We start from the raw sequence: 18590 nt of genomic DNA, 5'->3' as shown, positions 1-18590 counted from the left end.
ATGCCGTTGTCCCAGTGGCCGCCCGTTTCCGTCGTGATGCCCGTGCTGAACGAGGAACGTCACCTCGAAGAGGCAGTAGGGCGCGTGCTCGACCAGAACTATCCCGGTGAGCTCGAGGTCGTGCTCGCCATCGGCCCGAGCAAGGACCGGACCCAGGAGATCGCCGACAAACTGGCCGACCGGGACCGGCGGATCAGCATCGTCGAGAACCCCACCGGCAAGACCCCGGCCGCCCTGAACGTCGGCATCGCGCACGCGCGGCACGACATCCTGGTCCGGGTCGACGGCCACGGGGCGTTGACCGACGGCTACATCACCCGCGCGGTCGAGGTACTGGACGAGAGCGGCGCGGACAACGTCGGCGGCGTCATGGCCGCCGAGGGCCGGACCCCGACCGAAATGGCGGTCGCCTGCGCGTACCGCTCGCGGCTGGGACTGGGCGCCTCGACCTTCCACCAGGGCGGCAAGGCAGGCCCCGCCGACACCGTCTACCTCGGCGTCTTCCGCCGAGCGGCGCTGGAGCGAGTCGGCGGCTTCGACGAGACCATGCACCGCGCCCAGGACTGGGAGCTGAACTACCGCATCCGCAAAACCGGCGGCCTGATCTGGTTCAGCCCCGACCTGTCAGTCACCTACCGCCCGCGCTCCTCGCTGTCCGCGGTAGCCAAGCAGTTCTTCCACACCGGCCAATGGCGCCGCGAGGTGGTCCGCCGGCACCCCGAGACCGCGAACAAGCGCTACCTCGCCCCGCCGCTGGCCGTCATCGGGATCACACTCGGCACCCTGCTCGGCATCGTCGGCCTGCTGACCGGGATCGCCTGGCTCGACCTCGGCTTCCTCGCGCCGCTGGGGTACGCCGTACTGATTCTGGTCGGCTCCACGATCGAAGGCCGCTACCTGCCGTGGAAGGCACTGGCCCGGATGCCGATGATCGTGATGACCATGCACATGTCCTGGGGCCTCGGCTTCCTCGTCGGCCTCCGCGAAAAGCCCCGCACGGTCTAGTCGATCAAGCGCCGACGCAGCCTGGCCAGGTCTTCGGTGGTTAGGCCGCCTTGGCGTAGGTAGGCCTCGGGGCCGCCGTAGACGTCGTCTACGTGATTGAGGATCGCGACCAGGGACTCGGCTCGGGTGTCGCGGAACTCGATCATTTCGGGGTGTTTGGTGGTGTCTGGTTCGGCGGCCAGTTGTTCTTCGAGCCAGGGGGCCAGGCGGGACTGGGTGAGGTAATAGTCGGCGACGATCTCGTCGCGGGGTACGCCGCAGATGCTCAGGGCCAGGGCGACGACCATGCCGGTGCGGTCCTTGCCGCCGTGGCAGTGCACGACGACCGCTCCAGAGGGTTCGTCCGCGATCGCCCTCACGGCGGCGGCGAACAACGCCGGTCGCTTGTCCAGCATCCAGGTGCAGGCCGCGACGATCGTCGGCTGACCGTGCTTCGGATCGGCCGGATCCGCCAGCAGTTGGCGGACCGCGATCGGCAGGCCGGTGAACGGCGTCGGCGACTCCGACACCTCGTCATCCGTCCGCAGATCCAGGATCCGGCGGACGGGCGACCGCCGTACCGCCTCGACGCCCTCGGGTGTCAGGTACTGCAAACTCTCGGAACGGATCAGTACGCCGGACCGGATCGTGCGACCGTCCGCCGTAGGTAGTCCACCGACATCACGGACATTGCGGCAACCCGGCCAGTCGAGATCCATTCAGCCATTATCGTGCCAGGCATGCGACGACAGCTGAGCCTTTTCGCGGCAGCCCTCCTGGTCTCGGCGGGCCTGTCCACTCCGAGTGCGAACGCCATCATCGGTGGTGCGACGACCGATCCGCCACCGTGGATGGTCGCAGTGTCGAGTCCGGGGATGCTGCTGCGGCCGTCCGGACAGTTCTGTGGCGGGACGCTGGTCCGCCCGGACAAGGTCGTGACGGCAGCGCACTGCGTCAACCTGCTCAAACTCACCCCGTGGGCGGTCCGTGGGATCTTCGGCCGCGCGGACCTGCACGGCAAGGGCGGCGAAACCGTTACGGTCAAGAAGATCTGGGTGCACCCCGGGTTCAAGGAGACCAAGTTCCAAGGTGACAGCGTCGAGCACAACGACGTCGCGGTGCTGACCCTCAGCCGGGCCGTGAACCGTACGACGTTGCCGCTGATCGACGCCGGGGCCGAGTATCCGGCAGGCGCTCCAGCCGAGGTGCTCGGGTGGGGCGCGACCTCCGAGAGCAACGACTCCAACGCCGTACTGCGGAAGGCCGACCTGCCGATCGTGGCGGACTCGACCTGCGCGTCGGCATACGGCGGCTCGTTCGTGTCCGCTCAGATGGTGTGCGCGGGCACGCCGCAGGCCGACACGTGTGAGTACGACAGTGGTGGTCCGCTAGTCCTGCAGGGCAAGCTGGCCGGGCTCACGTCGTGGGCGCACGGTTGCGCCAGGGAAGGTTTCCCGGGCGTCTACACGCGGCTGTCGGCCTTCACCCTGCCTTTGTAGTCAGCGGTCCTGCGGTCGGTCAGGGTTCGGACCTGGCACGTACGGCGGCGGTGCCGGGTGCGGGTGGTTGGGTGGCGCGGGTGTGCCGGGCGGTGGCGCGTAGCCGGGGACTCGGCCGACCGGCTTCCGGCGGTTCCGGATCAGACCGACCGTCACCAGGACAGCTCCGAGCGCTCCGAACACCAGGACCGAACCGATCGCGCCGAAGATCGACAGCACGAACGCCACGACCGAACTCCGCGGTCCGACGGCATAGGTCGCGCTGGTCTCCTTGTCGGTGCAGGTCACCACGTAATCCCCGGCCGGGACCGCGTCCTGCGTTCGAGCCACGACGTACCAGCTATCACCGTTGACGGTGATCTGCTCGGTGTTGCGCGACTGCACGATCGCCACGTCGCCGGCTTGCGCGTCCTTGACCCGGCACGGCACCTCGAGCACCGGGATCGACGAGTAGATCGTCAGCCCCTTCTCCTCCAGCGTCACCGGCGTCTGACTCTCACCGACCGGTTGCGGCGAGGCCGGTGCGGTCGTGACGATCCGCACGACGAAGAACGCCGTGAGTGCCACGCCGACGACAAAACACCCGATCCCGATCCAGATCAGCGTTCGTCGCGGCGCAGCCGATTGGGCGGATGAGCTGCTCATGGTGAGCACGTTATCCGTTTTACGGAACGCCGAGGAGTCTCAGTCCAGCAGCAGTTGCGGCCGCGGCCACGACGATCAGGACGAAGGGTGCCCTACGCCAGGCGAGGATGCCCCCAACCAGTACGCCGGTCGGCCGGGCGATCCCGGCCGGACCGGTACCGTCAGTGAGCGCAGCAGTCGCGACCAGCGCGGTCAGCAGCACGATCGCGGCAGCCGCGAGCAGTCCCTGAACTCGCTCCGGAATCTCGAACCGGCTGCGCAACGCGGGTCCCGCGAACCGCAGCGAGAAGGTGCCGACAGCAAGGATCGCGATAGCTGCCAAAAGCAACGGAGTGTTATTCATCGGACCGGCTCCAAAGCGGGGGTTCGGTAGAACAGCAAGCCAGTCAAGGCGAAGAGGACCGGCAGACCGGCGGGCAGGAACGGCGTTGTGGCCAAGGCGACGACGACTCCGACCAGGGCCGCCGTACGAGTCGATCGATCGCGCAGGGCCGGAAGAACGAGCGCGAGCAGGACCGCGGGGAAGGCCGCATCGAGGCCGAAGACGTCGGTGTCGGTGATCACCGAGCCGGCCCCGGAACCGACCAGTACGCCGAGGTTCCAGCAGATGAAGATGCCGATCCCACCGGCCCAGTACGCCGCGCGCCGCTGCCGCGGGTCGTCCTGACCGATGGCGAAGGCAACGTTTTCGTCGGTCATCAGGTGGCTTCCGGGCCAGCGCCGCCAGCCGGACCCGATCACGTCGCTGACGGCCAGGCCGAAGGCGACATGCCGGGTGTTCACCAGCAGACCGGCGATCATCGCCGCGATCGGGCTCCCGCCGGCGACCACGATCCCGACGAACAGGAACTGCGAGGCACCTGCGAAGACGACGATCGACAGCAGCACCGGCACCCACCATGGGAGACCGCCGCCGACGCTGATCGCGCCGTACGAAAGGCCGACGACGCCGTCGGCCAGGCAGACCAGCCCGATGTCGCGGGCCAGTCGAGGGTCGAGTGTTCGCCAGATCGAACGCATGGACATTACGATGAACACAATGCCACCCGTTCGTCAAGCCGAACGACTGGACCGATGGAGCGAACACCCATGGACAACAAAGCACCACTCGACGTGATCGCGGCTTCCCTGCGCCGGCACCGGGTCCGGGCGGGTCTGTCGCTGAGCGAGGTGGCCAAACGGGCCGGAATCGCGAAGTCCACGCTCTCCCAGCTGGAGTCGGCCGCAGGCAATCCGAGCGTCGAGACACTATGGGCCCTGGCGGTCGCCCTCGACACGCCGTTCGCCACCTTGCTGGACCCGCCGCGGCCGACGATCCAGATCATCCGGGCGGGCGAGGGGCCGGTGATCTACTCCGAGAGCACCGAGTACAGCGCGACCCTGGTCGCCTCGAGCCCGCCGAACGTGCGCCGCGACATCTACCGGATCGCCGCCTCCCCCGGACCCGGCCGGCACTCCGAGCCGCATATGCCCGGCGTCTTCGAGCACGTGGTGCTCGGCACCGGCCGCGCTCTCGTCGGTCCCACCGACGAGCCGATCGAACTGCTCCCCGGCGACTACGTGGGTTACCCGGGCGACATCCCGCACGTGTTCCAAGCGCTGGAAGAAGGCACGATCGCCACGCTCATTTCCGAGCACGTGTAACGTTAACTGCTCACCTCTGGACAAGTCCGCGCACTTCCGCGCATCATCACTCTCGAGCGCTCCTGAACCGAAGTCCGCCCCACTTCGCCTTGGAGGATGCACGTGAGACTCAAATCCGTACTGCTCTGCGCCCTGCTCGCCGTCGGCACCGCCCTGATACCCACCCAGGCCCATGCCATCGGCGTCACCCCCGGCACCTACGTCAACTACACGTTCGACACCGCCTCGCTGTCCCAGGCCGAGTTCCGAATGACGATCGACGCGTCACCGGGGAAGGCGAACGTCTACTGGGCCAACCAGTTCGGCTTCACCGCCCGCGACGTCGGCGGCTACACCGGTATGCAGACCCACCGCGACGGCGTCGGCATGTTCATCTACTCGCTCTGGAACTCGACCGACTGGCGCGCCGGCGACAGCGGTACCTACTGCATCAAGTTCCAGGAGGACGGCACCGGAGGCAGTTGCCGCCTCGACCGCACCCCCATCGCCGGCCACACCTACGCCTTCGCGATCGCCGACGAAGGCAGCGGCTGGTACGGCGTCACCGTTCGCGACCTGACCGCCGGTACGTCGTTCAAACTCGGCAGCCTGCAAACCGGCGACGGCAACCGGATCAGTACGTCGGGCATGGTCAGCTGGACCGAGTACTTCGACTGGAACAACAGCAAGGCCACCTGCGACGACGAACCGTACGCGAAGCTCACGATGCCGCTACCGACCAGCAACGGCGGTACGGCGCATTTCACCGGCAGCTCGGAGAGCAGCGGCTGCGCGGCCGACAGCCAGGTGACTATCTCGGGCTCGACCGCCGTACAGGAGAACGGGATCGGCAACTCGTCGTCCGGGGAGATCCGCGGTAGCGGTGGTTGCCTCGACATCTCCGGCACCGACAGTACGACGGTCCTGCTCTACAGCTGCACCGGCGGGAACAACCAGAACTGGGTCCACGCGGAGAACAACACGCTGCACGCCATGTTCAGCTGTCTCGACGCCAGCGCAACCCAGGCCGGAACCGTGATCGCCTACAGCTGTCACGGCGGCACCAACCAGCAATGGACAGCGGCCGGCGAGCTAAGAGTCAACGGCAAGTGCCTGACCGCACCGGCAACTCTCGGCAATCCAGTAACCGTTGCCACATGCAACAACTCGGCCAGTCAGCGCTGGACGCTCCCGGCCTAGAACGCGAGACGCCCCGGGACAAGTCGAGTCCCGGGGCACTTCGACGTACAGGTCAGAGCTTGCGGCCGACGGCGCCGACGATGCACTCCTCGACCTGGTTCAGCGGCTTGAGCCGCGGGCCGTCCGGCCACCACTCGTCGCAGAGCACCAGGCCCGGGGCGACCAGCTCCTGGCCGGGGAAGAACTCCATCAGTTCCTTGCGGGTGCGGAACCTGCCGCTGCCCATCGGGCTGTGGATGAACTTGTCCTCCATCCGCTGGGCGACCTCGGTGTGCTCCGGAGTCTCCGGGTCGTAGAAGTGCGAGATCACCGTGTACGACCCGGGCACCACCGCGTCGACGTACTTCTGCATGATCTCCGCACCTTCGGAGCCGATGTAGTGGTGCAGCGTGCCGGCCTGCATCACGGCGATCGGCTGGCTGAAGTCGAGGAACTCACGCACCTCGGGCGTGCTCAGCACCTCGTCCGGCTCGAAGATGTCGGCGCTGACGAACAGCGTGTTCTCGTTCTCCTCGAGCAGCGCGCGGCCGTGCGCGAGCACCACGGGGTCGTTGTCGATGTAGAGCACCTTGGCGTCGGGCTGGATCCGCTGCACGACCTGGTGGGTGTTCTCGGCGGTCGGCAGACCGGATCCGCAGTCCAGGTACTGGGTGATTCCGGCCTGGCCCGCAAGGAACCGGCACGAGCGGATCAGGAAGTTCCGGTTCGACCAGGCGAGGTCCTGGGCCTGCGGCGCGGCGGCCTGGACCCCGCGCAGTACCTCGCGGTCGACCTCGAAGTTGTCCTTGCCGCCCAAGAAGGCGTCGTACACCCGGGCGATACTGGCCCTGGTGGTGTCCACCCCGACCGGAACCGAACTGGGAGCCTTGCTGGAGTCGGGCATACGAACCTCATCACTGTCTGTCGGGAGCTTTGAAGGAACTCTACTGACAGTAGGCTCCGGAGAACACGTCGTGCGCGCGGGTTCCCTGGACGTCTTCACATTCTGTTGTGAAATGATCGCTGACGACCCAAAGAGCTCGGGAGGCGAGGCGTGACGGAACCGGCGTACGGCGGGCCTACCGCCCTGCGCATCATGCTGGGTACACACCTGCGCCGGTTGCGTGAGGAAGCCGGGATCAGCCGCACCGACGCGGGCTGGGCGATCCGCGGTTCGGAGTCGAAGATCAGCCGGCTGGAGCTCGGCCGGGTCGGCTTCAAGGTGCGCGACGTCCAGGACCTGCTCACGCTCTACAAACTCGAGGACGAGGTCGAGCGGGACCGGCTGCTGAGCCTGGCCAAGCAGGCGAACGACCCCGGCTGGTGGCAGCGGTACGACGACCTGACGCCGAACTGGTTCCATTCCTATCTGGGCCTGGAGATGGCCGCGGACCTGATCCGGACCTTCGAGCTCCAATTCGTCCCAGGTCTCCTGCAGACCCCCGAGTACGCGCGGGCAGTGATCGCGCTCGGCCGGCTGGACGAACCGCTGCCGCGGGCCGAGCAGGACCGCCTGGTCACCCTGCGGATGCGCCGCCAGGAGGTGCTGACGCGGCAGCGACCGGCCCGCTTGTGGGTGATCATCGACGAGGCCGTACTGCGCCGGCCGATCGGCGGCAAGACGATCCTGCGCAACCAGCTCGAGTTCCTGATCGAGCAGTCCCGGCGGCACAACGTGACGCTGCAGATCATCCCGTTCGGCAAGGGCGGCTACACCGCGACCGGCGGCGCCTTCACCCTGCTGCGCTTCAACGAAGCAGAGCTGAACGACATCGTCTACATCGAGCACCTGACCAGTGCGGTCTACCTGGACAAGCGCGAGGACCTCGACGCCTACATCGTCACCATGGACGCACTGTCCATCGCCGCTGCGCAGCCGCGGGACACCGAGCGGCTGATCCGCGCAGCGCTCGACGAGATCTAGCTCGCCTCGCGCAAGACGGCGCCCGGTCCGGCCAGGATCGCGACCTGGCGCGGCTCCGGCTCATGCCCGGCCTCACATCGCAGTACGACGCTCACGTGCTCACCGCACTCGCGGTGCCGCGGCTCGATCGGCGGACCGCCCGCGGTCGCGAGGTACTGGTCGCCCCACTGGATCATCGCGACCAGCACTGGGTAGAGGTCGAGACCGGCCTGGGTCAGGCGGTACTCGTAGCGCTCGCGCTGGCCGGGTTCGCGGTACGGGTGCCGGCGCAGCACGCCGCGCTCGATCAGCGCGGCCAGCCGATCGGTCAGCACCTGCCGCGGGATCCCGGACCGGGTCCGGATGTCCTCGAACCGGCGGACGCCGACGAACAGCTCCCGCAACACGTGGAAGGTCCACTTGTCGCCGAGGATCTCCATCGTCCGGGAGATCGTGCAGTTCTCCGTCGAGAAGGCCATCGCCTCCGGTACCCGAATGGTCATGGTTCGAGGATAAGTCTGCTTGACAGACTTAGCCAAGTGCAGTCAGGCTGAATCCGTGAATCAGACTCAGCTCGTGAGATCTCCTGCCATTCGTCGCGCAGGGGAAGCCGACCTGGATGCAGTCTCCCTGATGCTGACTGGACTCTCCGACCTCAGCCTCTACTTCCGCTTCCAAGCAGGGGTCGGCCGACCACCCCGCCCGGCCCTGCTGCTGCGGATGCTCTGCCCGAACGGCGCCTCCTGGGTCGCCGACCGCGACGACGAGGTCGTCGGCCACGCGATGTGGGCGTGGGTCGCCGGCTCCCCCGGTACGGCGGAATTGGCCGCCGTGATCAGCGACGCCGAGCAGCATCGCGGCCTAGGCGTCCGGATGCTCGCCATCGCCGCCGCCGACGCGATCGCGGCCGGCGCAACCCACTTCTTGTTCGTGGTCAGCTCCGCGAACGACGCCAGCCTCCGAATGGTCCGCCGCCGCTGGCCCGACGCCACCGTCGAACGCGACGGCGCCCTCCTCATGTTCCACGCCCCCGCCCGAGTCCCAGCTCAGATGAGCCAGGCCCGCTCGATGGCAGTCACCAGTACGTCGGCCGCCGCAGCCGTGTCGTAGGCCGGATCGGTCAGCGACTCGGCCACAATCGCGTCGATCCCGCCGCCGATCACCAGGGCCGCCGTACGCCGATCGAACGGCCCTTTGACTCCGCGCGCCGCTCGAGCCTGATCGAGCAGATCGGCGACCGCGGTCCAGCGGTCGGCCGATGCGGCTTCCGGTACGACGTTGATCATCGCCTCGATGATCATCCGGACGTGCCGCGGATGCTCCCGCAGATGCCCGACCATCGACCGCACGTACGCCGCCGGTCCGTCGACCGGTGCAGCCGCGGCAACCGCCGTACCGACTGCTGTGACGAGTCCCGTCAGGACGTGTGCGTAGGCCGATTCGACCAGCGCGTTCTTCGACGGGAAGTGGTAAAGCACCGCGGCCTTCGTGATCCCTGCGCTCTCGGCGATCCGGGCCAGCGACGTTGCCGGATAGCCGTGCTCGGCGACCAGCTCGATCGTGACGTCGATCAGCTGAGTACGCCGGGCCTGCTCGGTGAAGGTCCGTTCGCGCATGACCTCAACTTACCCTATGGTGGAATTACTTACCAAGCGGTTAGGAGAGGGTCAAAATGGTGAAGCCGAAGCGACGTCGCCGGCTGCTGATAGCGCTCGGAGTTGTCGGCGCGCTGGTGCTCGCAGGCGTGTTCGTGCTGCGCACGCCGTCGCCGGTCGGCCACTGGAACAGTGCGGCCGGATACGAGGACTACCTGGCCAAGTACGACCGGTCGATGCAGGACATGCCGAAGCCGGCCGCGACCCTCGACGTCCGCACCGGCTACGGCCTGGTCCGGGTCTATCGGTTCGCTGGTTCACCGAAGAACCTGCACCCCCTGGTACTGCTACCGGGCACGATGTCCGGTACGCCGGTCTGGGCGGACAACATGCCGTCGTTGCTCAAGCTGGGCGATGTCTACACCCTCGACCTGCTCGGCGAGCCCGGCATGAGCATCCAGAACCGGCCGATCACCAACGCCGACGACAAGGCCGCCTGGCTCGATCAGACGCTGGCTGCGCTCCCGGACAAGCAGTTCAACGTGCTCGGCCTGTCGATCGGCGGCTGGACCGCCACAAACCTCGCCGTACGGCGTCCGGATCGGATCGCGACGCTGTCGCTCCTCGAGCCGGGTCTCGTCTTCGGCAACATCCCGGCCGAGACTGCCATCCGGGCACTCCCGGCTTCGGTGAAATGGCTGCCGAGGTCTTGGCGCGACAGCTTCAACTCGTACACGGCCGGCGGCGCGCCGGTGGAGCACGTGCCGGTCGCCGACATGATCGAGTCCGCGATGAAGAACTACACGATCCGCCAGCCACAACCCGGGCAGATCAAAGAGGAGCAGTTGGCGGACCTCAAGATGCCGGTGCTCGCGATCATCGCGGGGAAGTCGGTGATGCACGACCCGGTCAAGGCTCGCGAGGTGGCCGAGCGTGCGTTGAAGAACAAGACGGTGAAGTTCTATCCGGGTGCCTCACATGCGATCAACGGCGAGTACCCCGACCAGCTCGCCGCCGATCTCCAGGCCTTCCTCACAACCCACGGAAGAACGTCCTGATGTCGTCAACCAGCAGATCCGGGGCCTCCAACGCCGCGAAGTGACCGCCGCGGGTGAACTCGGACCAATGCACGATCCGGTGCCGGCGATCGAGCACCCGCCGGATCGCCGGATCGGTTGGGAACACGGCCACGCCGGTCGCCACCTCGGTCCGCGGCGGCGCGGGTTCGCCGCGACCTTCGTAGTACAGGTTCGCGGAGCTCGCGCTGGTGTTGGTGAACCAGTAGATCGACGCATCGGTCAGCAGGTGATCAATCTCGACCGCATCCTCCGGTAGCGCGCGGGTCGGATCGGTCCACTCCCAGAACTTCTCCAGGATCCAGGCCAACTGGCCGACCGGTGAGTCGCTGAGCGCGAACGACACCGTCTGCGGCCGCGTCCCCTGCAGTTCGGCGTACCCGGTCCCGACGGCACGCAACCGCTCAGCCGCCGCGAGCCGCTCCCGTTCAACCTCGTTGAGGTACGCGAGATCATCCGCCCGTACGTCGGGAAACGCCAGCCCACCGTTGATGTGTACGCCGATCACGTGCTCGGGGTCGACCGCGCCGAGCCACGGGGACACGACTGATCCGGTGTCGCCGCCTTGAGCGCCGTACCGGTCGTAGCCGAGCCGGCGCATCAACTCGGCCCAGCCGCGCGCGATCCGCTCGTGGTTCCAGCCGGACTCCAGCGGGATCGAGAACCCGTGGCCCGGGACCGACGGTACGACGACATGGAACGCGTCGCGCGGATCGCCGCCGTACGCGGCCGGGTTGGTCAGCGGGCCGATGACCGGGAGGAACTCGGCGACGGAACCCGGCCAGCCGTGGGTCAGGATCAGCGGTACGGCGTCGCGTTCGGGGGAACGGACGTGCAGGAAGTGGATCGTCTGGTCGTCGATCCTTGTCGTGTACTGCGGGTATGCGTTGAGGCGGGCTTCCCAGGTGCGCCAGTTGTAGGACTGCCAGCGCTCGACGACCTTTTGCAGGTAGTCGACCGGCACGCCGCGGTCCCATCCGGTGCCGGGGAGTTGCCGGGGCCAGCGCACCCCGCGCAACCGCTCGGCGAGGTCCTGCACGGCCTGGTCCGGGATCTCGATCCTGAACGGGTCCATACAAGGAACCTACGCCGAGCAGGGGGCGGTCCTCAGTCCTCGACGACGATGGCCAAGGCCGGGCAGACGGCGGCGGCCTGGTGGACGTCGGCGGCGAGGGATTCCGGCGGGTTGTCGGTGAGCAGGACGACGATGCCGTCCTCGTCCCGCTGGTCGAACACATCCATGGCCGCGGTCACGCACTGCCCCGACGCCACACACTTGTCCTGATCGACGATGATCTTCATAGCTTGCTTCTTTCTCTCGTGGGCCCGCGGGTTACCAGGTGACGGGCAGGGAGTAGACGCCGTACACGCCGCCGTCGTGTTTGAACGGGATGTCGTCCAGCTCGACCGCGCGGCGCAGGGTCGGGATCCGGCGGTAGAGGGTCCCGTAGACAACCTGTAGTTCCATCCGCGCCAATGGTTGCCCAAGGCACTGATGGACGCCGAAGCCGAACGCGATGTGCCGGCGCGCATCCCGGGTGACGTCGAGCTTGTCGGGGTCCGGGAACATCTCCGGGTCCCGGTTGGCGATGTCGTTGGGGAAGATGATCCCTTCGCCGGCCCTGAGGATCTGACCGTCGAACTCGATGTCCTCCAGGATCGCCCGACGGCGGCCCTGGTGGGTGATCGTCAGGTAGCGCAGCAGTTCTTCGACCGCACTGGAGATCAGCTTCGGGTCGCCGGTGTCGCGCAGCCGGGCGAGCTGATCGGGGTGCTCAAGCAGCGCAAGGGTGCCGAGGGCAATCATGTTCGCGGTCGTCTCGTGCCCGGCGATCAGCAGCAGTACACCGATCCCGGCCGCGTCCCGGCGGGTCAGCTCACCCGCCTTCACCCGCTCGGCGAGCCCGGACAGGAGGTCGTCGGACGGGTTCTCCAGCTTGTCGCCCATCAGCTCGTTCAGGTAGCCGCCGATGTTGCCGCGCGCCTTGGTCCGCTCCTCCATCGAGGCGCTGGTCCGCAACAGGATGCTGCTGTTCTTCTGGAAGAAGTCGTGGTCCTCGTACGGAACGCCGAGCAGCTGGCAGATCACCAGCGACGGAATCGGCAACGCGAACGCCTGCACGAGGTCGACCGGTTTCGGCCCGGCCAGCAGTTCGTCGATCAGGTCGTCGACGATCTTCTGCACCTGCGGGCGCATCGCCTCCACCCGCTTGATCATGAACGGCGCGGTCACCATCCGCCGCATCCGCGCGTGATCGGGATCGTCCATCAGGATGAAGCCGATCCCGGTGTCGTCGTCCTGACGCGGCAGGATCCGGTTGCCGGCCGGATAACCCGGCTTGTAGATGTCCGAGCTGACCCGCGGATCCCCGATCAGCCGGCGCTGATCGTCGTACCGGGTGACCATCCAGGCGACCTGGCCGAAGACCTCCACCTTCGTCAGCGGCGCCTCTTCCTGCAGCTCCCGCAGTTTCGGCGGCGGATCGAACGGACAGCCGGCCGCCCGGGCCATCGGATACTCCGGAGCTTGCTGTGTTGCTGTCATCGCATTCCCTTCCCCAGCGAGGGTTTACGTGTGCACCAGGTGTGCCCGGTGCAGGCGCGTTTGTTTGGGCATGTTCCAGCCGAGTACGGCGACTGTGCGGCCGTCGCGGCGGTAATGGGTGACGAACCGGCGCTCGTCGATCGCCCCTTCGGCGACGGTGATCTCGGCGTCGGCGCTCGGCAGGCCGTGAACCTGGATCTTGGTGCTGAACTGGTCGGTCCAGAAGTACGGAATCGGCGTGTAGGAACGGTTCTCGCCAAGAATGTTCGCGGCGACACATGCGGCCTGCTCGGTGGCGTTCGTCCGATTCTCCAAGCGCAACAAGGCATCCAGCCCGTCATGCCGCCACCGCGCGACATCCCCCGCGGCGTAAATCCCCTCCGCCGCCCGGCACCGCGCATCACAAACAACCCCGTTGTCCAGCGCAAGCCCGCTACCTGCGAGCCACTCCGTTGCCGGCGTCGCTCCAAGCGCCACCACCACAACATCAGCCGGCAGCAGTTCCCCGTTAGCCAGCTGCACCCCAGTCACCCGACCACTAGCCGACGTCAGCCCACTAACCGCCGTACCCAGCCGAAGCTCGACCCCCTCAGCCACGTGCAGCTCGCCCAGCAACCCACCCACCACAGCCCCGAACTGACTCTCCAACGGAGCCGCCTGCGGCCCAGCCATAGTCACCGAACAACCCAGCTTCCGAGCAGTAGCAGCAACCTCAGCCCCGAGCACCCCGTCCCCCACAACAACCAACCGCGGTGGAGTGAAGGGGGCGCCACCGGGTGGTGTGGTTGCCGCGCCCGGCTCCCCCACCCTGGATGCGCCCGCCAGGTCTCGGCGTAGGGCGTCGGCGTCGCCTAGCGTGCGTAGGACGTGGACGCCGGCTAGACCTTCTTGGCCGGGTAGCCGGCGGGCGCGGAGGCCTGTTGCGATGACGATCGAGTCGGCGGCGAGCTCTCGACCCGACTCGGTGCTCACCACTCGCCGTTCGACGTCCAGGGCGGTTGCCGGGTCACCCAGGACGAAGTCGGCGCCTAGCTTGGCGAGCATCTCCTCGGGACGCAACCGGGTGCGGGCCTCGTCCCAGTCGCCGCAGAGGTACTGCTTCGACAGCGGCGGGCGGTCGTACGGGAGGTGGGTTTCGGCGCCGAGTACGGTGATCGGGTCCTGGTATCCCTGCCTGCGCAGGGCTTCCAGCGTCGACAACCCAGCCGCGGAAGCGCCGACGATCAAGACGCTCACTGCGTCACCGGAGCGTTCCAGACCCCGACGATGCCGTCGATCAGCCCGGTCGCCATGTCGTGCCACGTCGCGCGGTTGGTCGGCTCGCCATCCGCAAGCGCGCGCTCGTACTCCGCGCACATCTGCAAGATCAGCAGCCGCGTCATGCTCCCGCGCTCCATCCGCACCTCCAGCGGAAGGTCAGCGAGAATCACATCGAGCCGTTCGATGATCCACTGCATCGACCGCGACGTCAGTAGGTCGTCAACCATCGGCCCACGCAGTACCGGATCATTCATCAACTGCGCGTTGAACCGCGCCAACCAACTCGGGATCCCGAGAGTCGCCATGTAGTCGGTACTCGGCCGCACCAAACACCCGACCCAAACCCGCAGGTCCTCGCTATCCCCAGCCTCAGCGATCAACTCAGCACGACGCTGCTCAACGTGCACCGCGTGCTTCTGCAGGATCGCCTTGATCAGATCGGTCTTCGTCCCGAAGTGATACCCGACCGCAGTGTTGTTCCCCTGCCCCGCAGCTTCGCTGATCTGCCGGTTGGACACCTCATGCAGCCCACGCTCGGCGAACATCCGCTCAGCCGTGACCAGGATCAGCTCCCGGGTCGCGTTCACTCGCTCGGTCCGAACCGTCTTCGCCATCATCACCAGACCACCGGCACCTTCTGCAGACCCCCGACAAGCAACCCCTCGACCGGCGGCAACTCCCCCACCGGTACGCCGAGAGCCAGCGTCGGCAGTCGCCGCAACAGAACCTCCAGGACGACCTGCAACTCAGTCCGCGCCAGCGACTGACCAACACACGAATGCGGTCCGACTCCAAACGACATATGGACATTCGGGCTGCGCGACAGATCCAGCTCGGCCGCATCCGGGAACACCGACTCATCGCGGTTCGCCGAACCGAGGCTGCAGATCGCCGTCGTACCGGCGGTCAAGGTCCCACCCGGCAGTTCGACATCCTCATCGACGTACCGAGTCAGCCCGAAGCCGGCGTTCGCGTCGTACCGCAGGGTCTCCTCGACCGCGGTGCGGACCAGCGACGGATCGGCCAGCAACTGCTCCCAATGGCTGCGGTCGGCGAGTAGCATCGCCATCATCTTGCCGATCATGTTCGTGGTCGTCTCGTGCCCGGCGATCAGCAACCCCTTGCCGGTGGCAACGAGTGCGTCATCGCTCAGATACTCCCCAGCAGCATCAGCGCGCGTGATCAGATCGCCGAGCAGATCCTCACCAGGAGCGGCCCGTTTGGCCGCGACATGACCTGCCATGTACGTCGTGAACTCGGCCTGCGCAGCGTCGATCTCCGACTGGCTGTATCGGCTGACGCTCAGGAACGTGTCGGACCAGTGCGAGAAGCGATCGCGATCCTCATTGGGCACGCCGAGCAGATGGCAGATCACCCAGACCGGGAGCGGGAAACCGAAGCCTGCCCGAAGGTCGGCCGGCTGACCACCCGCGACCATCTCGTCGACGAGTTGCTCGGCCATCGCCTCGATCTGCGGTCGCAGAGCGGCCATCCGCTTGGTGGTGAACCACTTGGTCAGCATCCGCCGCCAGCGCTGGTGACCTTCACCGAGCCGCGGGATCGGCGACTCCTGCTGGCTCAGCATCGAGATCCGGGCCGCGTCCTTCTCACTCGAGTTGCGCGCGAAACGCGGATCCCCGATCAGTTGCCGGATGTCGTCGTACCGGGTCAGTAGGGCCGCCTGGTCGCCACTCGGCAGCCGGACGTAGGCCACCGGGCATTGCTCCCGCAGCTCCGCCCACTCGGTAGGGGGCTCGATGGCATCGATGGGCGCCAATGGATAGTCGATCGCTTCACGTTCGGTCACGAGACATCACCTCCGCGTTGATCTCTGCTCCCACCTTGCCTCGCGATCTTGCTTAAGTCAACTGACTGACTTAATATTTGGTTGCAGAAACCAACTATTTCCTCTCCCGGAGGCTTCCGATGTCCGCAGTTCCCGCCGGCTCGCCGGTGCGCACTGGCGCAGTCGTCCCAGTGCTCGCGTCGGCCGGTATCACGGTCGCGCTGATGCAGACCCTGGTCATCCCGGTCATCCCCGAACTGCCGCGGCTGCTGAACGCCTCGTCCGGCGCGACCGCGTGGGCCATCACCGCCACCCTGCTCGCGGCCGCGGTCGCGACGCCGATCATGGGCCGACTCGGTGACATGTACGGCAAGCGCCGGATGCTGTTGATCAGCATCGGCCTGCTCGTCGTCGGTTCGATCGTCGCCGCCCTCAGCAGCTCACTCATCCCGCTGATCGTCGGCCGCGCACTGCAGGGCTTCGCGGCCGGCGTGATCCCGCTCGGGATCAGCATCATGCGCGACGAACTACCGTCCGACCGACTCGGTACGGCGACCGCGCAGATGAGCGCGTCCCTCGGAGTCGGCGGGGCACTCGGGTTGCCCGCCGCGGCTTTGCTGGCCGAGAACATCAGCTGGCACGCGCTGTTCTGGGTATCGGCCGGACTCGGCGTGATCATCTTCGGGCTGGTACTGCGCTTCGTCCCCGAATCCTCGGTCCGCTCCGGCGGGCGCTTCGACCTGCTGGGTGGTGTCGGTCTCTCGGTCGGCCTGATTTCGTTGCTACTGGCAATCTCTCAGGGCGCCGACTGGGGATGGACGAGCGCTCCGACACTGGGCCTGTTCGCGGTGGCAGTCGTCACGATTCTCGCGTGGGGCTGGTGGGAACGCCGTACCAGCGAGCCGTTGGTCGACCTGCGGACCACCGCGCGACCGCAGGTGCTGCTGACGAACCTGGCATCGATGGTCTTCGGATTCGCCATGTTCGCGATGTCACTCGTCGTACCGCAACTGCTGCAGATGCCTAAGGCAACCGGTTTCGGACTCGGGCAGTCGATGCTCGCATCCGGTCTCGTGATGGGCCCGTCCGGCCTCGTCATGCTGCTCACCGCACCGCTGTCCGCGAAGATCTCCGCCGCCCGCGGACCCAAGGCCACGCTGATGCTCGGCGCCATCGTGGTCGCCGCCGGGTACGGCGTCGGCAGCGTCCTGATGGGCTCGGTCTGGGAGATCGTCCTGGTCTCCCTGCTCATCGGCGCCGGCATCGGCCTCGCCTACGGCGCCATGCCCGCCCTCATCATGTCCGCCGTCCCCGTCTCCGAGACCGCCGCCGCGAACAGCTTCAACACCCTGATGCGCTCCATCGGCACCTCGGTCTCCAGCGCAGTAGCCGGCGTAATCCTCGCCAACCTGACCATCAACCTAGGCACCCACACCCTCCCCTCCCAAACCGGCTTCCGCACAGTCCTCATCACCGGCGCCGCCGCAGCCCTAGTAGCCCTAGCCATCGCCGCCTGCATCCCCACCCGCTCCCCAACCCCCGCACCCCCAGCAACCCCGGCCTCCGCCGAAGCCCCAGCCTAACCCCACCCCACCCGCCCATTTGCCTGGCTAGCCACCCAATTCGGGGGTTCCCCTCCCATAACCACGGTGCACAACCCCCAACCACACTGGCCACCCACCCAAATCCGCCGCCCCGGCCGGCCAACCCCCCATCTCAGTGGATAACCCCCGAGCCGAGGGGTTGCCCCCTCAAAAACCCGCCGTGCAACCCCCCATCTCAACGGGCAACCCCCGAACTCGCGCCCACAACCCCCGATCTCAGGCGTTATCCCTTCAGTTGGGGGGTTGCCCGGCGGGAATCTCAGGGGGCAACCCCCTGGGTTAGGGGGCAAGCTCTCGGCGGGTCAGGCGAGCTGGGCGAGGTAGGCGAGGGCGCGTTCGGTGAGGAGTTTGGCGGCGGGCTCGTTGTAGTCGGGGAGGGAGGAGTCGGCGAAGAGGTGGGTTTTGCCGGGGTAGAGGAAGAGTTCGGCCTCGGCGGGGTTCGCCGCTACCAGGGCTTGGGCGGCGGTCAGGTCGCCGTCTTCTTCGGTGAACCAGGGGTCTTCGTCCATCGCGTGGATCTGGACGGGGACCCCGGCCGGCCAGGTCTCGCTGAACTCGCTGACCGGGAGGAACGAGTAGCAGAAGAGACCGCCGAGCGCGCCGGGACGCGTCTGGGTGAGTTGCTGGGCCGGCATGACACCCATCGAAAACCCTGCGTACACGACGTTTTCGGGCAGGTCCTGGGCGTAGGCCACGCCCTGCTCGAGCAGCTTGCCGAACCCGATGCTCTTGGCGTAGGCCATGCCCTCGTCGATGGTGTCGAAGGTGTTGCCGTCGTAGAAGTCCGGCGAATGGACGGTGTGCCCGGCCTGCCGCAACTCTTCGGCGAAGGCTTTCACCCCATCGGTGCGCCCCTGCGAGTGGTGAAAGAGAACGACCTCGGTCATCTTC

At 67.1% G+C, this 18590-nt stretch carries 22 protein-coding genes; 8 read left to right on the top strand and 14 right to left on the bottom strand.

Annotated features, from left to right (window positions below; translation table 11 throughout):
• Positions 1 to 1005 carry a glycosyltransferase family 2 protein gene (locus tag ABD231_RS26310; protein ID WP_425554209.1) on the top strand — a complete coding sequence of 335 codons (1005 nt, stop codon included), beginning with the start codon at positions 1 to 3 and terminating at the stop codon, positions 1003 to 1005.
• Here the strand turns inward: ABD231_RS26310 and ABD231_RS26305 are convergent.
• Entirely contained in the window at positions 1002 to 1703 is a 702-nt protein-coding gene (locus ABD231_RS26305) for a tyrosine-protein phosphatase (RefSeq protein WP_344157426.1), read from the bottom strand. The genes ABD231_RS26310 and ABD231_RS26305 overlap by 4 nt on opposite strands.
• 21 nt (positions 1704 to 1724) lie before the next feature.
• Between ABD231_RS26305 and ABD231_RS26300 the strand changes: the two genes are divergently transcribed.
• Positions 1725 to 2483, top strand: a complete 759-nt coding sequence (locus tag ABD231_RS26300; RefSeq protein ID WP_344157423.1) for a S1 family peptidase — start codon at positions 1725 to 1727, stop codon at positions 2481 to 2483.
• Here the strand turns inward: ABD231_RS26300 and ABD231_RS26295 are convergent, their stop codons facing one another.
• The 3 genes from ABD231_RS26295 to ABD231_RS26285 are packed head-to-tail and all read right to left on the bottom strand — an operon-like array spanning position 2484 to position 4148.
• Positions 2484 to 3128, bottom strand: a complete 645-nt coding sequence (locus ABD231_RS26295) for a hypothetical protein (RefSeq protein ID WP_344157419.1) — start codon at positions 3126 to 3128, stop codon at positions 2484 to 2486.
• Positions 3129 to 3147: 19 nt separating this feature from the next.
• Positions 3148 to 3471, bottom strand: coding sequence for an AzlD domain-containing protein (locus ABD231_RS26290; protein WP_344157416.1), 324 nt, complete (start codon positions 3469 to 3471; stop codon positions 3148 to 3150).
• On the bottom strand, positions 3468 to 4148 hold the full coding sequence (locus tag ABD231_RS26285) for an AzlC family ABC transporter permease (RefSeq protein WP_344157413.1): 681 nt from the start codon (positions 4146 to 4148) through the stop codon (positions 3468 to 3470). The genes ABD231_RS26290 and ABD231_RS26285 overlap by 4 nt, the downstream gene beginning before the upstream one ends.
• A 54-nt stretch (positions 4149 to 4202) precedes the next feature.
• On the opposite strand from ABD231_RS26285, the gene ABD231_RS26280 reads away from it, so the two are divergent.
• Positions 4203 to 4772 carry a helix-turn-helix domain-containing protein gene (locus ABD231_RS26280; protein ID WP_344157410.1) on the top strand — a complete coding sequence of 190 codons (570 nt, stop codon included), beginning with the start codon at positions 4203 to 4205 and terminating at the stop codon, positions 4770 to 4772.
• Between the two features lie 102 nt (positions 4773 to 4874).
• Positions 4875 to 5951: a ricin-type beta-trefoil lectin domain protein gene (locus ABD231_RS26275; protein ID WP_344157407.1), complete on the top strand. Its 1077-nt coding sequence runs from the start codon at positions 4875 to 4877 to the stop codon at positions 5949 to 5951.
• 52 nt (positions 5952 to 6003) lie between these two features.
• Here ABD231_RS26275 and ABD231_RS26270 read toward each other — a convergent pair whose 3' ends face one another.
• Complete coding sequence (locus tag ABD231_RS26270) at positions 6004 to 6834, bottom strand: SAM-dependent methyltransferase (protein ID WP_344157404.1); 831 nt, start codon at positions 6832 to 6834, stop codon at positions 6004 to 6006.
• 150 nt (positions 6835 to 6984) lie between these two features.
• Between ABD231_RS26270 and ABD231_RS26265 the strand changes: the two genes are divergently transcribed.
• Entirely contained in the window at positions 6985 to 7854 is an 870-nt protein-coding gene (locus tag ABD231_RS26265) for a helix-turn-helix domain-containing protein (RefSeq protein ID WP_425554208.1), read from the top strand.
• On the opposite strand, the gene ABD231_RS26260 is transcribed toward ABD231_RS26265, so the two are convergent.
• Positions 7851 to 8336, bottom strand: coding sequence for a winged helix-turn-helix transcriptional regulator (locus tag ABD231_RS26260; RefSeq protein ID WP_344157401.1), 486 nt, complete (start codon positions 8334 to 8336; stop codon positions 7851 to 7853). The two genes, ABD231_RS26265 and ABD231_RS26260, sit on opposite strands and share 4 nt — an antisense overlap.
• A 73-nt stretch (positions 8337 to 8409) precedes the next feature.
• On the opposite strand from ABD231_RS26260, the gene ABD231_RS26255 reads away from it, so the two are divergent.
• Positions 8410 to 8943: a GNAT family N-acetyltransferase gene (locus tag ABD231_RS26255; RefSeq protein WP_344157398.1), complete on the top strand. Its 534-nt coding sequence runs from the start codon at positions 8410 to 8412 to the stop codon at positions 8941 to 8943.
• Here ABD231_RS26255 and ABD231_RS26250 read toward each other — a convergent pair.
• Positions 8880 to 9449: a TetR/AcrR family transcriptional regulator gene (locus ABD231_RS26250; RefSeq protein WP_344157395.1), complete on the bottom strand. Its 570-nt coding sequence runs from the start codon at positions 9447 to 9449 to the stop codon at positions 8880 to 8882. The two genes, ABD231_RS26255 and ABD231_RS26250, sit on opposite strands and share 64 nt — an antisense overlap.
• A 56-nt stretch (positions 9450 to 9505) precedes the next feature.
• Between ABD231_RS26250 and ABD231_RS26245 the strand changes: the two genes are divergently transcribed.
• Positions 9506 to 10486, top strand: a complete 981-nt coding sequence (locus ABD231_RS26245; RefSeq protein ID WP_344157392.1) for an alpha/beta fold hydrolase — start codon at positions 9506 to 9508, stop codon at positions 10484 to 10486.
• Here ABD231_RS26245 and ABD231_RS26240 read toward each other — a convergent pair.
• Genes ABD231_RS26240 through ABD231_RS26215 form a run of 6 tightly spaced genes read right to left on the bottom strand, consistent with a single transcriptional unit; the run spans position 10461 to position 16116 of the window.
• Positions 10461 to 11579 (bottom strand): epoxide hydrolase family protein, encoded by a 1119-nt coding sequence (locus ABD231_RS26240; protein WP_344157389.1) that lies wholly within the window; start codon positions 11577 to 11579, stop codon positions 10461 to 10463. The genes ABD231_RS26245 and ABD231_RS26240 overlap by 26 nt on opposite strands.
• Before the next feature lie 32 nt (positions 11580 to 11611).
• The gene (locus ABD231_RS26235) at positions 11612 to 11806 is read right to left on the bottom strand and encodes a ferredoxin (protein ID WP_344157386.1); all 195 of its coding nucleotides are present in this window, start codon (positions 11804 to 11806) and stop codon (positions 11612 to 11614) included.
• A 31-nt stretch (positions 11807 to 11837) separates the two neighbouring features.
• On the bottom strand, positions 11838 to 13049 hold the full coding sequence (locus ABD231_RS26230; protein WP_344157383.1) for a cytochrome P450: 1212 nt from the start codon (positions 13047 to 13049) through the stop codon (positions 11838 to 11840).
• A 24-nt stretch (positions 13050 to 13073) separates the two neighbouring features.
• A complete protein-coding gene (locus ABD231_RS26225; protein ID WP_344157380.1) occupies positions 13074 to 14285 on the bottom strand; it encodes an NAD(P)/FAD-dependent oxidoreductase in 1212 nt (403 codons plus the stop codon).
• Positions 14282 to 14926: a TetR/AcrR family transcriptional regulator gene (locus tag ABD231_RS26220; protein WP_344158211.1), complete on the bottom strand. Its 645-nt coding sequence runs from the start codon at positions 14924 to 14926 to the stop codon at positions 14282 to 14284. The genes ABD231_RS26225 and ABD231_RS26220 overlap by 4 nt, the downstream gene beginning before the upstream one ends.
• Positions 14926 to 16116, bottom strand: a complete 1191-nt coding sequence (locus ABD231_RS26215; RefSeq protein WP_344157377.1) for a cytochrome P450 — start codon at positions 16114 to 16116, stop codon at positions 14926 to 14928. Before ABD231_RS26215 ends, ABD231_RS26220 begins: the two co-directional genes overlap by 1 nt.
• Before the next feature lie 119 nt (positions 16117 to 16235).
• On the opposite strand from ABD231_RS26215, the gene ABD231_RS26210 reads away from it, so the two are divergent.
• On the top strand, positions 16236 to 17678 hold the full coding sequence (locus ABD231_RS26210; RefSeq protein ID WP_344157374.1) for an MFS transporter: 1443 nt from the start codon (positions 16236 to 16238) through the stop codon (positions 17676 to 17678).
• 323 nt (positions 17679 to 18001) lie between these two features.
• Here the strand turns inward: ABD231_RS26210 and ABD231_RS26205 are convergent, their stop codons facing one another.
• Entirely contained in the window at positions 18002 to 18586 is a 585-nt protein-coding gene (locus ABD231_RS26205) for a dienelactone hydrolase family protein (protein ID WP_344157371.1), read from the bottom strand.
• Positions 18587 to 18590: the final 4 nt, after the last annotated feature.

The sequence above is a fragment of the Kribbella yunnanensis genome, from assembly GCF_039529655.1.
In the GTDB taxonomy this organism is placed as follows: domain Bacteria; phylum Actinomycetota; class Actinomycetes; order Propionibacteriales; family Kribbellaceae; genus Kribbella; species Kribbella yunnanensis.
The sequence above is the reverse complement of the archived record's forward strand: the minus strand, read 5'-3'. Positions and strand labels throughout refer to the sequence as shown.

What these genes read in the sequence shown, in the direction of transcription:
- ABD231_RS26305 (WP_344157426.1), bottom strand. Translation starts at nt 1,703, where the DNA reads ATGGATCTCGACTGGCCGGGTTGCCGCAATGTCCGTGATGTCGGTGGA.
- ABD231_RS26290 (WP_344157416.1), bottom strand. Translation starts at nt 3,471, where the DNA reads ATGAATAACACTCCGTTGCTTTTGGCAGCTATCGCGATCCTTGCTGTC.
- ABD231_RS26230 (WP_344157383.1), bottom strand. Translation starts at nt 13,049, where the DNA reads ATGACAGCAACACAGCAAGCTCCGGAGTATCCGATGGCCCGGGCGGCC.
- ABD231_RS26285 (WP_344157413.1), bottom strand. Translation starts at nt 4,148, where the DNA reads ATGCGTTCGATCTGGCGAACACTCGACCCTCGACTGGCCCGCGACATC.
- ABD231_RS26205 (WP_344157371.1), bottom strand. Translation starts at nt 18,586, where the DNA reads ATGACCGAGGTCGTTCTCTTTCACCACTCGCAGGGGCGCACCGATGGG.
- ABD231_RS26240 (WP_344157389.1), bottom strand. Translation starts at nt 11,579, where the DNA reads ATGGACCCGTTCAGGATCGAGATCCCGGACCAGGCCGTGCAGGACCTC.
- ABD231_RS26300 (WP_344157423.1), top strand. Translation starts at nt 1,725, where the DNA reads ATGCGACGACAGCTGAGCCTTTTCGCGGCAGCCCTCCTGGTCTCGGCG.
- ABD231_RS26295 (WP_344157419.1), bottom strand. Translation starts at nt 3,128, where the DNA reads ATGAGCAGCTCATCCGCCCAATCGGCTGCGCCGCGACGAACGCTGATC.
- ABD231_RS26210 (WP_344157374.1), top strand. Translation starts at nt 16,236, where the DNA reads ATGTCCGCAGTTCCCGCCGGCTCGCCGGTGCGCACTGGCGCAGTCGTC.
- ABD231_RS26220 (WP_344158211.1), bottom strand. Translation starts at nt 14,926, where the DNA reads ATGATGGCGAAGACGGTTCGGACCGAGCGAGTGAACGCGACCCGGGAG.
- ABD231_RS26310 (WP_425554209.1), top strand. Translation starts at nt 1, where the DNA reads ATGCCGTTGTCCCAGTGGCCGCCCGTTTCCGTCGTGATGCCCGTGCTG.
- ABD231_RS26245 (WP_344157392.1), top strand. Translation starts at nt 9,506, where the DNA reads ATGGTGAAGCCGAAGCGACGTCGCCGGCTGCTGATAGCGCTCGGAGTT.
- ABD231_RS26280 (WP_344157410.1), top strand. Translation starts at nt 4,203, where the DNA reads ATGGAGCGAACACCCATGGACAACAAAGCACCACTCGACGTGATCGCG.
- ABD231_RS26260 (WP_344157401.1), bottom strand. Translation starts at nt 8,336, where the DNA reads ATGACCATTCGGGTACCGGAGGCGATGGCCTTCTCGACGGAGAACTGC.
- ABD231_RS26235 (WP_344157386.1), bottom strand. Translation starts at nt 11,806, where the DNA reads ATGAAGATCATCGTCGATCAGGACAAGTGTGTGGCGTCGGGGCAGTGC.
- ABD231_RS26270 (WP_344157404.1), bottom strand. Translation starts at nt 6,834, where the DNA reads ATGCCCGACTCCAGCAAGGCTCCCAGTTCGGTTCCGGTCGGGGTGGAC.
- ABD231_RS26250 (WP_344157395.1), bottom strand. Translation starts at nt 9,449, where the DNA reads ATGCGCGAACGGACCTTCACCGAGCAGGCCCGGCGTACTCAGCTGATC.